Origin of the sequence: Corynebacterium callunae DSM 20147 (assembly GCF_000344785.1) — a bacterium.
Lineage (GTDB): Bacteria > Actinomycetota > Actinomycetes > Mycobacteriales > Mycobacteriaceae > Corynebacterium > Corynebacterium callunae.
The window spans coordinates 1,649,169-1,663,119 of the sequence record NC_020506.1 but is presented as its reverse complement, the minus strand read 5'-3'; the positions used below and the strand labels follow the sequence as shown (position 1 = coordinate 1,663,119).

The window sequence follows — 13,951 nt, the reverse complement described above, 5'->3', positions numbered from 1 at the left end:
AGTTTGTTGATATGTCACCATTCTAAAACATTTTGTTGACGCGTGCAACAAATGATTAAAAAGGCATTACATTAAGGGTTTTCCAGCTTTTCAAGGAGGAGACGGAGGTCCCAACCCGTTATTAGACGCAGTGGCTTTTGGTGCTTTGTGCCGTTTTCGGTAATGATCACTGACCATGGCAGCTCGGGGCTAGTTAGGGCATCTACCACCTCTTGGGCGGTGGCGGAGCGAGGAAGTAGGACAGCAGTATCTGAGCTTTCTGCAAACCTCAATACATCTTTGATTGTCTTGGCGTTGATCTTCGCGTTGTCTTTAAGGTCAGCGGCAATCCAGCGGGCAATGGTGTTGGTGGTGAGCAAACTGAGGTATTCGCCATCTTGATAGATGGGGAACTGGGAAATTTCAGTGGTGCGGATAAGCTCCAAGACTTCGGCGATGGAGCTATTGCTATAGAAGATTTTTACCTGTTGTGCTGGCAGAACTTTTAAAGCTAGGGGTGGATTAAGTAGTACGTCGCGGATCTTTTCAATGGTGGCCACGGTGTCTGGTCGGGGGTCCGCGATGGGCTTATTGTTGTGATAAGTGCCGTGGCTAATGGCGTTTCTTAACTCACTAAAAGACTTCAGGACTTCTTCCTGGGCTGGATTGATGAGGCGCCGGTTTGCAGCTTGTCCCACCATCCACCGAAAAGAATCGGAGATATCGGCATTAAGGCGGAATCTTAGGTGGGATTCAATATCGTTAAAGGCTGCGAGGAATTGCGTAGCTCGGTCGATGTTGGGAGTCATACGCCCGACTTTAGTGAGATTGGGCTACACCGGCTGGCCGCCGTGTTCTAGGCCCGCGAGGAAAATACCAAGCAGGGTGGTGGAAAGGTTCTCGGTAACAGCGGCAAGTGCTGGCAAAGGAGTTCGGGAGACGGTAATTAAGCCCACAATATAAGTGCGAGCATCGATGTCTGCATGTACGAGCTTGTGCTTTTTCCCATGTTCAATAAGGGCCTCGGTTAGCACTTTAGTTTTTTCACGCAGCACTGAAACTTCGGGGGGAAGTTCATCAAGGCTACGAGGTGCAAGGGCCGGCACGAGGGACCCTAGGCCTTTATCGATAAGTGCCTTATTGAAGGAGATCCAGACTTCGCGGGGATTGTTGTCAAAGGCAGCCACGGCTTCTTCCTCTAAACCAATGACGCCCTCAAAAAGAAATTGCGCACAGGCCATGTCCAAAGAAAAGCGATCTGGGAAATTTCTATAAAGCGTGGCAATGCCAACTCCAGCCTTTTCCGCGATGTTTTCCATGGTCAATGAATCGTGATGCTTGCTGCGATAAAGCTCGCAGGCGGTCATGATGATTTTTTGTCGCCGAACAAGTGCATCAGTGCGCATAAACTGGGGCCTCCTCCAGGTACTTCGATGTCAGGTTGACAGCGGGGGTTGGTTAGTCCGTATGATATTACAGCATTAAGTGATAGTGTTCCCTCCACTTAGGGAAGAAGACAAATGAACACTCCAATTTTGACAACATTTGGAATCACCATCCGCGATACCGACTTCGCCGATGTTGAGATTCCAGCAGCCCGCGGGCTGACTCTGCTAGAAACTGGCCGTGAATCCCACGCCAGCTCCTTTTCCATGGTTTTGAGTGGACGCATGAAGGCAAAAGCCGGAAGCATTGAACTCGCTGGCCAGCCGGCAAAAACATCCACCCTTGCAAAAAATATTGCGCTCGCGGGAGTCTCCGAGATTGACTCCCTGGAACGTCTGGTAAATGTGCGCACCGTAGTGCGCGAGCAAATCGCGTGGGCCAGCCCCTGGTACCGTCCCACACCCAGAAACATTGACACCTACGAGCAGTGGGTAAGCGTCGCAAAGCACCTTTCTTTAAACCTTGATCCGAGCCAAGCGGTGGGCGAGTTGAGCGTGGTTGAGCGTTTTAAGCTGCGCGTTGCTCTGAGCTTGGTGGCGCGACCACAGGCCGCAGCCTTGATTGTGGACGATCCTGACCAGGTACGCAGCATGACTTTGCGGGCCGAGATTTTGGAAAGCCTCAAAGAACTTTCAGAAAGTGTGCCTGTAGTTGTGGTTTCGCCAAACCCAGATTTTGACGACATCGCCGATTTCTACCTGCCGATCACCGACTCCGCTGCATCAACTAGGTCCATCAAGGAGGCCAACTAATGGCGCTCATTCACTTTGGTTCTGAACTAAAAAGATTTGGCCGCGGAAAACTGCCACCCCTGGGCTTTTTGGTGGTCATGTTGATGCCACTGCTCTTTGGCGGCGTTTTTGTGTGGGCATATTATGACCCCATCGGCGGACTCTCCAAGTTGCCGGTCGCAGTGGTCAATGAAGATAAGGGTGAGCTTGATGCAGGCTCGCAGGTAGTTGAAACCCTACTCAACCAGGACAGTATTAACTTTATTGAAGTCAGCGCCGAAGAAGCGCGCACAGGCATCAATGATGGCACCTACTATTTTGGTATCGAAATTCCGGAAAACTTCAGCGATTCTATTGCCAGCGTGGCAACGGATAACCCGCAACCTGCCACGGTTAATGCTGTTTTTGATAATAGCAATGGCTTTATTGCTTCCATGCTTGGTAACCAGGTAGTAAATACCGTTGTCAACAGCATGGACAATGAGTTCGGCGCGCGCATTGTGGACAATATGCTCGTGGGATTTTCCACCATCGATGAAGGCATGACCCAGGCAGCCGACGGTGCCACCCAGCTCAGCGAAGGTATGAACACCGCCAATGATGGCGCCATTGCTCTTGCCGACGGCGCAGTCACCCTCAATGACGGCATCAACCAGGCCAACGAGGGAGCCCAAACGCTTGCCGACGGCGTCAGCCAGCTCGATAGCAAGATCGGCGAGGCGGCTACAGGTAGCCAGACCCTAGCTAATGGCATGAGCCAGCTAGAAGCCGGCACCGAGGAATTGGGAAATGGTGCCACGCAAGTTTCCGATGGTGTTAGCCAATTGGTTGACCAGGTAGCACCCCTGACTGCTCTCGCACCAGATATCAATACCCAATTGATTACCTTGCGTGATGGAGCAGCCACGATTGCTTCCCAGCTTTCAGACCCTTCCAGCACTTATCGCTCCGGCATTGATAATGCAGCAACAGCCTCCCAGACTCTTGCTTCCGGCCTGCAGCAACTTAAAGATGGCTCCAGCCAGCTCAGCGTAGGTGCCCGCACCCTTGCCGATGGCACTAGCCAACTAGCAGCCGGATCTGAACAACTTGTTGTCGGTGCAACAGCACTCCGTGATGGCACCGTGCAGCTCGATGAAGGCTCTAATGAGCTGGCCCTAAAAATCAGCGATGGTGCGGAAAAACTTCCAACCTTCGCCGATGGAGCAGAAACCACTATTGCTACCCCTGTTGGAACTGAGCACCAAGGTGACACTCTGCCACTATTTGGCATTGGCCTGGCACCATTCTTTATGTGCGTGGGTCTCTTTATGGGAGCGACAGTATCCTGGATGATCCTGCGACCACATAGCCGTCGCGCTATCGATTCCCGCCTCGGTGGATTCCGTGCCACCTTGGCAACCTACCTGCCAGCAATGGTGCTCGGACTTGGACAAGCAACTCTCATGTGGGTAGTTCTTAACTACCTGCTAGACCTCAATCCAGCACACCCACTCGGGCTCTGGATTGCCATGGTGGTTATCTCCTGGATCTTCATCTCCATCACCCATATGTTTAATAACGTGGGCGGTGCACCAGTGGGGCGTGTGCTTTCCATCGTGATGATGTCTTTCCAGCTAGTAGCATCTGGTGGCCTATATCCCGTGGAAACTCAGGCAAAGTTCTTCCAATGGTTCCATACCTATGACCCCATCACATATGCGGTCAACCTCATCCGCCAAATGATCTTCAATGAAACCCCTAATGACGATCCCCGCTTCCTGCAAGCAATTTGGGTTTTGGCATTGATTTGGGCTTTGATGCTAATTATCTCCACCATCGCCAACCGCGTGAACAAGGTGGTTCGCATGAAGGATTATCACCCAGAGCTGAAAATCTAGGTATTCCCTAGGTATTCCCTAGGTATTACGCAAACCTGGGCGGTGGACATGGCAGAATCGACGCCATGGACACCGCCCAGATTTCTAACCTGCTTGGTCGTGCACAGCAGGCTTTAAACACTGCACAGTCAGCCTCTCAGCTACATCGTCTTTTACAGACGCAGGGGCAAGTCAGTGTGCAAAGCCCCACCACCTTTGGTGATGTGGAATCCGCTGTGCACCTTTTTGCGCCAACAGCAGTGAACTGGCCGGTAAATTTTTATATCCAACTCTTTTTGGATGGCTTGGGAGCGCCGGAAAAACTCAGCTCCTATGTGGCATCAGTTGCCGTTATCCCTGGTTTGCAACAGCAGGTACGCGCTGGCCAAGGAGGACTTCTTAAAAGGCTCTTTAGCCCTTCCGCGGTTCAAGCTGGTGACCAGGCTGCCTTTGACCTCATGGTCAAACTAGATGAAACTGATCCAGTTGGCAGGGAAGTAGGACGCCTTTTAGAAGTGGCGGACCTTGCGCGTGAGCGCCAACAAAAAGGCGTGGAACTTTTCCCCGGAGTCCATGGACTAGGCGAGCACTATCTTGAATCCGCACGCGCTGCTCTTGCCACCAGCCTTGGGTTATCTGATCCAGCCTTCCAACAATGGGATGGACAATCACTTGTGCAGGCGCGCCGGGTAGTCCAACGCTATGCCCAAGATCCCAATTCAGAATTCCGCTTATACGGCGAGGCCAAACGCTGCCTCGAGGAACTTAATAGGCGTCGAGTGCAGATCCTGATGGCAGAACTGCCCGTTGATGCGCTACGCACCGCAACTGACCACCGATTGCGCTTTGGTTCCTTAGATTCTATCCGGGTTTCCACCGTGGCCGATGTGCTGCGCGCCGATGTTTCCTTGCTTACCACCGTCTCTGGAATCGGTGAACAGACTGCCCAAAGAATGAAAGCGGCAGCCCAAACCCTGGAGACCGAAGCACTAAATAGGCAAACCACCTTTATCGGCACCGAACCTTCCCCTCCAGCCATGGAGCTCATCAAGATTTTGAGCAAATTTGGCCAGGCAGAAACACTAAGCCCAGACGAACGCGCGCGCCGGGCACGGGTTATTGACTATGTTCAAAACATCACTCCTAGCGCGCAGCCTTATATTGTGGTGGGCAGCGGAGCAGACCGCGGAGTTCGGATCTGGGAACAATTTAGTTCCGATCTGGACTGGGTCAATGCCAATCCCAATCTCTTCTATCCTCAATCCATCACAGAACCTGCTGCCGACGTGTGGGAAGACTACCTCGCCCGCCCAGCGCACTACCAGGCTCTGTTGTCCAACCTCTTGGGCCGCGATTTTGAGGCAGATGAGGAACTGCTGGATGCGGATACCCTCAAACGTATCCGTGAGCTTAAATTGGATACCACCCACATCAAAGATCTACATCTGCGTGGATACCAGTCTTATGGCGCACGTTTCGCCCTCGTCCGTGAAAAGGTCTTAATTGGCGATGACATGGGCCTGGGTAAAACGGTGCAGGCAATTTCTGTGGCGGCACACCTTGTAGCCACCAAAAATGATTTCCGAGTTTTGGTCGTGGTCCCGGCCTCTGTGATTGTTAACTGGGTGCGCGAATGTCGCCGCTTTAGTGACTTGCCGGTATTTGTAGCCCATGGTGATGCCAAAACTGAGGCGCTTAGTGCCTGGAGCAAAAGCAATGGAATTATGGTCTGCACCTACGATGGTGCCCGCAGCATGGACATTCCCGCGCCGGGATTGATCATTGCTGATGAAGCGCATTTGATAAAGAATCCCGCCACCAAACGCAGCCAAGCGCTGGCTCAGTTGGTTAAGGATGCTGAATATGCGCTTTTGATGACAGGCACTCCCTTGGAGAATCGGGTGGGTGAGTTTATTAACCTCATCAATTACATCCAGCCAGATCTCATCGTGCCTGGTATGTCCACCATGGGTGCGGAGGATTTTAGGCGACGCATTGCGCCAGCCTATTTGCGCCGTAATCAAGCTGATGTCCTTGACGAACTTCCAGAGCGCACCGATTCAATCGACTGGATTGAACTAACCCCAGCCGATCGCGCCGCTTATGAAGCAGAAGTTGCCGCCGGAAATTGGATGGGTATGCGCCGAGTCGCCATGATTAGCCCACCAGAACAGGGCGTATCCGCCAAAATGGCACGCATCCAAGAACTGCTAGAGGAGGCAGAAGAACACGGCCGCAAGGCGCTCATTTTCACCTTCTTCCTCGATGTCCTCGACGAGCTGGAAAAACACCTCGGGGCCCGGGTGGTCGGCCGCATTTCTGGGGAGGTGCCGGCCCTAAAAAGACAAGAGCTTGTCGACGAACTGAGCCAGGCTCCAGCGGGTTCAGCTTTGATTGCGCAGATTAGTGCCGGTGGAGTGGGGCTGAATATTCAAGCAGCTTCCTTGTGCATTATTTGCGAACCCCAGGTTAAGCCCACGATCGAACAGCAGGCCGTGGCTCGTGTGCACCGCATGGGACAAACAGCGACTGTGCAGGTACACCGCCTAATTGGTGATGAAACCGCCGATGAAAGAATGCTGGAGATCTTGGCTGGCAAAAAGGAAATCTTTGACGTTTATGCCCGACTCTCAGAATCCGCCGAGGTACCCGATGCCGTGGATATTACCGAGTCTCAATTGGCAGCCAGCATTATCGACGCAGAGCGGGCGCGATTGGGCATTACTTAACCCGTTTTCCCACAGTTGCGGCAATTGCTGCAGCCGCTCTTTTGGCATAAGGACCAACACCGGTGATGGTGGCAGCGCCTGGCCCAACCCAGTCTCCATAACCCACGTAGTGGATGCCTTCAGTGCCTCTAAAAGGTTTAAGAGCTGGCCTAAAACCAGTGCACCAAATGAGGTGATCAGTGTGGACTTCATTGAGGGATTTAAAAAGCGGGGTTGCTTTAAGTCGGCCGGAATCGCGAGCTTTTAAGACCTCGGGCAGCATGACAATATCGCCCAAGTTGGAGTCTGCACCGGGATCTTCCTCGCCTCGCTGAATGGCGAGAGCGCGTAAGCGGTTGCGTCTAAAAAGCTCTCGGCCATCAATATCATCGGGCATCCAACGAGGTTCATGGCGGGTATACCAGGTGACATCAGCAACGGAGCTTAGCTCAGCAGCGATTTGGGCAGCGGAGTTTGCGGCGCCCACCACGGCAACTGAGGAGCCACGAAATTCTGCGATGCCACGGTAAGTGGAGGCATGCCATTGGGTGCCTGTGAAAGTGCCGGGGAAGCTTGGGATAAAAGGTGCAGACCAGGTTCCGGTGGCGCCAATAACATGTTGTGCGCTGTAGCTTTTGGTGGGGGAGTCAACTCTAAAAGCTTGACCATCCTGGCTAACTTTGGTTACTCGAACAGGCCTTTCCACAGGAATGGAATAGCGCATTTCATAGGCAGTGAGGTAATTAACCACGTGCTCAGAGTTGGGGAAGCCATCAAAGGCTGGCATGGGCCAGCCTGGAAGGTTTGAAAACTCCGCGGTGGAAAAGAGAGTTATTGAAGGCCATACATGCAGCCAAGCACCACCGGGTTCGGGCTGATCATCAAGAACCAGGGTGTCTACGCCAGCTCTTAAAAGATAGTAGGCCGTCGCTAAACCAGATTGCCCGCCGCCAACAATGAGTGCTTCATAGGTCATAAGCCCATTATTCACCTAAATTGTTGGGGCGGGGGTTCGTCAAAAAGCGTCTTAGCTGTTTTGGTAGGCGTTGCGGCCAAGGTAATCGCAGGAACTCATCTGGCCAGTGTTATAGCCGTCCAAGAAGGATGCCTTGCGCTGTTCAGAAGAACCGTGAGTCCAGCTTTCAGGGTTGACCTCTCCACCGGATTGCTTCTGGATATTGTCATCGCCCACGGCAGCCGCTGTGGTGAGAGCGTCATCGAGTTGTGCATCACTAATCGGCTCGAGCATGGCGTTTTCGCCCTTGTCGGCGTAGCTTGCCCACACGCCGGCGTAGCAGTCAGCCTGCAGCTCAATCTTCACCGCATTGGAATCCTCGCCGGGGTTGTTGTAGTCAGACAGACCCAGAGTGCCTTCGAGGTTTTGGATGTGGTGGCCATACTCATGAGCCACGATGTACATCTGTGCAAGCGGAGCGTTTTCGCCACCGAATTGTTCCATCTGCTGGAAGAAGCTGGTGTCAAAATAGGCATTTTGATCGCTTGGGCAGTAGAAAGGTCCAGTTGCGGATGATGCAGCGCCACAACCAGTGTTTGTGCCACCTTCAAAAATGGTCAACGTAGGTTCGACGTACTGAATATTTGCCTGGGCGGGCAGGATAGACGCCCAGGTCTCATTAACTGAGAATGAGGTGTAATAGAGGCGACAGTCATCATTGGCATTGGCATCTGCTCCGGTTTTGCATTCTGTAAAGCCAGAGCCTGGAGCGGATTCAACTTGGCTTTGATCCGTGCTGCCGCCGAGCAGGTCATCCACCTGGCCGGGGTCGCCACCGAGCAGGATGAAGAGGCCTACCAGCAATAGGCCACCGATGCCGCCGCCCATGGCCATACCTTTACCGCCGCCACCTTTGCGGGCATTTCCGCCGGAACGGGTTACATCGTCACGAAAAGTCATGAGGAAATCATTACACAATAAACAGGGAATAGCGGGGATTGAGCATAACAAATTGGTAGAGCTTATACATTTTGGCCACAGCTGCGGGTTCTTTTAGTTGTCCTAATAGTTCTAGGGGCGGGCGCGGGCGGGTACAATGCCAGTGTTGCCTGTTTCTGGGCAGTTTGCATGCCTTTTGTCGCGTGCGCCCGGGAGAAATCCTTGGGTGATCCGTGGATAATCTGTGGGTGATCTATGGATCGGCCCGGGCCTGAATCAGAAACCATCGACTGACATTCTCAAGTGGAAGGACTTCCAACAACGTGCTGCGCACTCATCTCTCTGGCGAGCTTCGTAAAGAAAACGCAGGCCAGTCAGTAACCCTGACTGGCTGGGTTAACCGTCGCCGTGACCACGGTGGCGTGATCTTCATCGATCTTCGTGACCGCACCGGAATCGCCCAGGTAGTTTTCCGCAATGAGGACGTTGCTGAGCGTGCACACGCACTGCGCAGCGAGTTTGTTCTCAAGGTTACCGGCGTTGTCGAAGAGCGTCCTGAAGGTTCCCAGAACCCTAACCTCGCTTCCGGTGATATTGAAGTTAGCGTTACCGACTTTGAGGTCCTCAACGAATCTGCTCCACTGCCATTCCAGATTGAGGATTCTTCCTCTGCTGGTGAGGTCGGCGAAGAGACTCGCCTAAAGTACCGCTACCTGGATCTGCGTCGTCCAGTGCAAGCCAACGCTCTGCGTTTGCGTTCTGCAGCTAACAAGGCAGCTCGTACTGTCTTGGATAGCCACGATTTCACCGAAATCGAGACCCCAACCTTGACTCGCTCGACCCCAGAAGGTGCACGTGACTTCTTGGTGCCCGCTCGTTTGCGTCCAGGTACCTTCTACGCTTTGCCACAGTCTCCACAGCTTTTTAAGCAGTTGCTGCAGGTTGCAGGCATGGAGCGTTACTACCAGATCGCTCGTTGTTACCGCGATGAGGATTTCCGTGCAGACCGCCAGCCTGAGTTCACTCAGCTGGATGTGGAAATGTCCTTCGTTGACCAGGATGATGTTATCGCTCTGGCTGAAGAAGTCATCTCTGCAGTGTGGAAGCTGATCGGCTATGAGATCAAGACTCCCATCCCACGTATCACCTACGCAGATGCGATGCGCCGTTTCGGCTCTGATAAGCCAGACCTGCGCTTTGATATTGAGATCACCGAGTGCACTGACTTCTTCAAGGACACCTCTTTCCGTGTGTTCAAGAATGAGTATGTTGGCGCAGTTGTCATGGAGGGTGGTGCTTCCCAGCCACGTCGCCAGCTGGATGCTTGGCAGGAATGGGCAAAGCAGCGCGGCGCTAAGGGCCTGGCATATATTCTTGTTGGCGAAGACGGCGAGCTGTCCGGACCAGTTGCTAAGAACATCACCGAAGAAGAGCGCGCTGGCATTGCTGCGCACGTTGGCGCTAAGCCAGGCGACTGCATCTTCTTCGCTGCTGGTGAGACCAAGTCTTCCCGTGCGCTTTTGGGTGCAGCTCGTGGCGAGATCGCTAAGAAGCTGGACCTGATCAAGGAAGGCGACTGGGCTTTCACCTGGGTCGTTGATGCTCCAATGTTCGAGCCTGCTGCAGATGCAACTGCCTCCGGCGATGTTGCGTTGGGCCACTCCAAGTGGACCGCAGTGCACCATGCATTCACCTCTCCAAAGCCTGAGTTCCTCGATACTTTCGATAAGAACCCAGGTGAGGCTCTGGCTTATGCTTATGACATCGTCTGCAACGGCAATGAGATTGGTGGTGGATCCATCCGTATCCACCAGCGTGCTGTTCAGGAGCGCGTATTTGAAGTAATGGGAATTACCGGTGAAGAAGCTCGTGAAAAGTTCGGCTTCTTGCTTGATGCCTTCGCCTTCGGCGCTCCTCCTCACGGCGGAATCGCATTTGGTTGGGACCGCATTGTGTCTCTGCTAGGTGGATTTGAATCCATCCGCGACGTCATTGCCTTCCCTAAGTCCGGCGGTGGAATTGATCCACTGACCGACGCACCTGCAGCGATTACTCCGCAGCAGCGTAAGGAAGCCGGAATTGACGCGAAGCCTAAGAAGGCAGCTGAATCCGAGCAATAAGACGTCGAAAAGCGCTTTTCGACGCCGCCTGGCACCCACGGTACCCGGCCAACCAGCGGGGGTGAAGTAACCTATATCACCCCCGCTTTGTTGGGTGATCTGTACCATAGAAAAAGGTCTAGCTGTATTAAGTGGACATAGAAGGAGACGAAACCCATGCTAAGCCACGAAGAAATCGTTGGAATTGCCGAAATGCTGTTGACGAAACGCTATGGCGGAACCCAAACGCTTTCTGAGATTGAGCAATTGGGTGGGTCGAGCACTGCCACCGTCCTGCGGGCGCGCGTGGCCAATTCTCCCTTTTTACAACAGCGCTCCGTCATTTTGAAATATGTGCCAGCAACTGGCGATGTTTTTGATGATTCCGCGTTGGTTCGCGAGGTTGTTTCTTATCAATTCACCACCTCATTAACTGAAGACGTGCGGCCCGGACCCGTTATTTTGGCTTATGACATTGATAAGCGGATTATCGTGCTTTCAGATTCAGGCAATGGCGATACCTTTGCCGAGCTTTTGGAGCAACGCACTGGCGATCAGCGCATGCAAATTTTGCGCAACCTCGGCCAGTCCTTGGGTAGTTTGCATGCTGCAACCGCAGACCGTGAAGCCGACTTTGATGTGCTGATGGCGCGCATGCTGGCCCGTTATCCAGCTACCGCAACCATGCAAAAACAGCGCGATAGGTTGCTGCCAGCAGCAATTGATGTCGGAGCAAAGGTTCTTGAAGATGCCGGAATTAAGATCCCGGCGGTAGTTAATGACTTTGCGCGCGATGCTAAACGACGCCTCATCTCAGGCCGTCACCGCGCATTTACGCCTTTTGATCTTTCACCTGACAATATTATCGTCGCTGAAAAAACCCACTTTTTGGACTATGAGGTGGCTGGGTTCCGTGATGCGACCTTTGATATTGCAAGTGTTATCGCCGGTTTCCCGCAATTTATTTTCAGTCATCCAATTACTGACGATGAAGCCGATGAGCTTATTGATTCTTGGGTGCAAGAAGTTCGAGGCATTTGGCCCAATGTCAACAATGAAGAGCGTTTGCAGGCCCGAGTTGTCACCGCATTGATTGGCTGGGCGCTTTCCAGCATTGCCTTGATGAAGCTGGGTTCGATTTCTTCCGTGGTCAATTTTTTGCGCACTTCCGAGGACGGAATCACGACCTTGGATTTTGAGCAATTGGAAGAATACACCGCCCCTCATGCTCTGGATGGAGATCAGTTGGGTCGTCGCGACCTCGGTGAAACCTTTGAAGCCTTGCAGAGATTTGCAGCCCGTGGCATGGATCCCCGTTTTCCAGAAGTTGCACGCTTTGCTGACGATGTAATCAAAGCAATCGCTGCGCGGGATTAGCTGTTTGGTTTTATGGCGAATGTGCCCCTGGTTATTGGTTTAGGCTAATGACCAGGGGTTTACTTATTTTTTGAGGGTTTGGGTGGTGTCTAAAGTTCTGGTTTAAGGTTCGAAAAAATGTTCGCAACCACTATTGCTATCGAACACATGAGCCACTAAAATAAGAAGCAGAAAACCACGGGGAACACACAAACACCAAAGGGGGAGATGATGGCGTCATTAACACACCACGTTGATGCATTAGACACCCATATCAAAGCCATCATCACCGCCTTATCCACTGACCTGTCAGCACAGGTATTTAATGACAACGAAGCAGACCTTGTGCGGTTGGAACATGTGTTTAACCAACGTGGGGTGATTAACGCTGCGGTGGCTGTGATGGCTGAACTAGCCCACGCCGGCACGAGGGTGGGGTCTGCAAAAACCACTGATTATCTCGTTGAGCGTTTAGGAGTGTCACGCGTAGAGGCGTTTAACAGGGTGGCGTTGGGTAAGTCATTGTTCCCGCAGGATAAACCCGCTGTCGTAGAGGCTTTGCCGGTGGTTGATGCTGAGGCTGAGGTGGCCGATGGTGATGCGCCCGCGGTGTCTGTTCCTGAGGTGGATGTGGTGGCTGAGGTTATCGGCTCTCATCGTTCAGGATCGGTGGTGGTCAGTCCTGATCGGTTGGTGGTGATTAACCGTGAGTTAGACAGACTGTCTGGGGTGGCGGTGGATTCTCGTGAGGTGTTGTTTGCGCAGGCTGTTAGTCAGGCGAAGTGGCGTGGGGTGGATGATCTGGGGTTGTGGGTGCGTGATCAGGTGGTCAAAGCCAATGGGATAGCTCCTGATCCGGTAGCGGCGATGGCTCACCGTTATGTTGCTTTTAGTAAGGCTGATGCTGATGGGTTGGTGCGTATTTCGGGGTTGGTGCCATCTGCGACGGCGGCGTTGATGAAGGCTGCGTGTGCGCCGTTGTCGACGAAGGGCAGTTTGGTTGGTGGGGATGTGGAGTTGGATGGTCGTAGTGCTGGTCAGCGGTTGGCTGATGCGGTGCATTATGTGTTTGAGCGTTTTCATCAGGGTTTTACGGTCAAGGGGCGTCGTGGGATTGGCAGCATTGTGGTGTCGATGACTACTGATGATGTGGAGTTGGTGGAAAAGCGGGGGTTGGGGCATCGGTATCCGACGAATACGGGGTTTGGGTTGACGTTGGGTGAGGTGTTGTTGTTGGGGGCTGCGAAGTATGACTTTGGGGTGGTGTTGGATGGTGAGTCTGGTCGGGCGTTGCATTTGGGTCGGATGAGTCGGTCGGCGTCGTTGGAGCAGAAGGTGGCGTTGTTGGCGTCGGAGTTGGTGTGTTCTGCTCCTGGGTGTTCGCGGGCGTTGATTGATTGTGAGATTCATCATGTAGATCCGTGGGTGCGTGGTGGGTTGACGGATGTGGTGAATTTGACGCCGCAGTGTTTTGGGGATCATCCGCGTAATGATGATTCTCGTGGTGGGGTTAATGGGAAGGGGTTTATGGTTCGTGATGAGGTGACGGGTCGTGTGGGGCGGCGGGTTGTTGGTGGTGGGGTGGTGTTTAATGATGGTGTTGCAGCTGGGTTGTCGGGTGGTGCGTGGGCGCGGGCGAAGCATCAGAAGTTGAGGGAAGGGGATCTGCCTGATCCACCTGATCCGCCGGGTATGTCGGATGTTCCTGATCCGCCGGATCCGCCGGGTGGGGGGCAGTTGGGGTTGTTTGGGGAGGTGGGTGTGTGTGGTTGGTGGTGCCTGGTGTGGGGGTCTGCACTGGGCTTATAACCATGCCCACCACAATTTTTGGCTGGGCGGCTGTTGTACCTGGTTCGAAGTCACACGCAAGAAGGGACTA

The 13,951-nt window shown here is 53.2% G+C and carries 10 protein-coding genes; 6 read left to right on the top strand and 4 right to left on the bottom strand.

The annotated features are described in order from the left end of the window. Nucleotides 1-71: 71 nt before the first annotated feature. Together H924_RS07855 and H924_RS07850 are read right to left on the bottom strand one after the other, a co-directional pair. Nucleotides 72-788 (bottom strand): hypothetical protein, encoded by a 717-nt coding sequence (locus H924_RS07855; protein WP_015651429.1) that lies wholly within the window; start codon nt 786-788, stop codon nt 72-74. Between the two features lie 24 nt (nt 789-812). After that, nucleotides 813-1,385, bottom strand: coding sequence for a TetR/AcrR family transcriptional regulator (locus H924_RS07850; protein ID WP_015651428.1), 573 nt, complete (start codon nt 1,383-1,385; stop codon nt 813-815). A gap of 114 nt (nt 1,386-1,499) precedes the next feature. On the opposite strand from H924_RS07850, the gene H924_RS07845 reads away from it, so the two are divergent. The 3 genes from H924_RS07845 (at nt 1,500) to H924_RS07835 (ending at nt 6,744) form a co-directional block, all read left to right on the top strand. Beyond that, entirely contained in the window at nt 1,500-2,177 is a 678-nt protein-coding gene (locus H924_RS07845; protein WP_015651427.1) for a hypothetical protein, read from the top strand. Continuing rightward, on the top strand, nt 2,177-4,036 hold the full coding sequence (locus tag H924_RS07840; RefSeq protein WP_015651426.1) for a YhgE/Pip domain-containing protein: 1,860 nt from the start codon (nt 2,177-2,179) through the stop codon (nt 4,034-4,036). The genes H924_RS07845 and H924_RS07840 overlap by 1 nt, the downstream gene beginning before the upstream one ends. A gap of 65 nt (nt 4,037-4,101) precedes the next feature. Further along, nucleotides 4,102-6,744, top strand: a complete 2,643-nt coding sequence (locus tag H924_RS07835; RefSeq protein ID WP_015651425.1) for a DEAD/DEAH box helicase — start codon at nt 4,102-4,104, stop codon at nt 6,742-6,744. Here H924_RS07835 and H924_RS07830 read toward each other — a convergent pair. Then, nucleotides 6,737-7,699, bottom strand: coding sequence for an FAD-dependent oxidoreductase (locus H924_RS07830; RefSeq protein ID WP_015651424.1), 963 nt, complete (start codon nt 7,697-7,699; stop codon nt 6,737-6,739). The two genes, H924_RS07835 and H924_RS07830, sit on opposite strands and share 8 nt — an antisense overlap. Nucleotides 7,700-7,750: 51 nt before the next feature. Further along, complete coding sequence (ypfJ, locus tag H924_RS07825; protein WP_015651423.1) at nt 7,751-8,638, bottom strand: KPN_02809 family neutral zinc metallopeptidase; 888 nt, start codon at nt 8,636-8,638, stop codon at nt 7,751-7,753. A 302-nt stretch (nt 8,639-8,940) separates the two neighbouring features. On the opposite strand from ypfJ, the gene aspS reads away from it, so the two are divergent. From aspS to H924_RS07810, 3 genes are all read left to right on the top strand, one after another. After that, entirely contained in the window at nt 8,941-10,737 is a 1,797-nt protein-coding gene (gene aspS / locus H924_RS07820; RefSeq protein WP_015651422.1) for an aspartate--tRNA ligase, read from the top strand. A gap of 156 nt (nt 10,738-10,893) precedes the next feature. Then, complete coding sequence (locus H924_RS07815) at nt 10,894-12,093, top strand: phosphotransferase (RefSeq protein ID WP_015651421.1); 1,200 nt, start codon at nt 10,894-10,896, stop codon at nt 12,091-12,093. 210 nt (nt 12,094-12,303) lie between these two features. Next, entirely contained in the window at nt 12,304-13,881 is a 1,578-nt protein-coding gene (locus H924_RS07810) for an HNH endonuclease signature motif containing protein (RefSeq protein WP_015651420.1), read from the top strand. Nucleotides 13,882-13,951 lie beyond the last annotated feature (70 nt).

Excerpts from the sequence above, each read along its gene's own strand:
- H924_RS07855 (WP_015651429.1), bottom strand. The coding sequence starts at position 788 with ATGACTCCCAACATCGACCGAGCTACGCAATTCCTCGCAGCCTTTAAC.
- H924_RS07850 (WP_015651428.1), bottom strand. The coding sequence starts at position 1,385 with ATGCGCACTGATGCACTTGTTCGGCGACAAAAAATCATCATGACCGCC.
- H924_RS07845 (WP_015651427.1), top strand. The coding sequence starts at position 1,500 with ATGAACACTCCAATTTTGACAACATTTGGAATCACCATCCGCGATACC.
- H924_RS07840 (WP_015651426.1), top strand. The coding sequence starts at position 2,177 with ATGGCGCTCATTCACTTTGGTTCTGAACTAAAAAGATTTGGCCGCGGA.
- H924_RS07835 (WP_015651425.1), top strand. The coding sequence starts at position 4,102 with ATGGACACCGCCCAGATTTCTAACCTGCTTGGTCGTGCACAGCAGGCT.
- H924_RS07830 (WP_015651424.1), bottom strand. The coding sequence starts at position 7,699 with ATGACCTATGAAGCACTCATTGTTGGCGGCGGGCAATCTGGTTTAGCG.
- ypfJ (WP_015651423.1), bottom strand. The coding sequence starts at position 8,638 with ATGACTTTTCGTGACGATGTAACCCGTTCCGGCGGAAATGCCCGCAAA.
- H924_RS07815 (WP_015651421.1), top strand. The coding sequence starts at position 10,894 with ATGCTAAGCCACGAAGAAATCGTTGGAATTGCCGAAATGCTGTTGACG.
- H924_RS07810 (WP_015651420.1), top strand. The coding sequence starts at position 12,304 with ATGGCGTCATTAACACACCACGTTGATGCATTAGACACCCATATCAAA.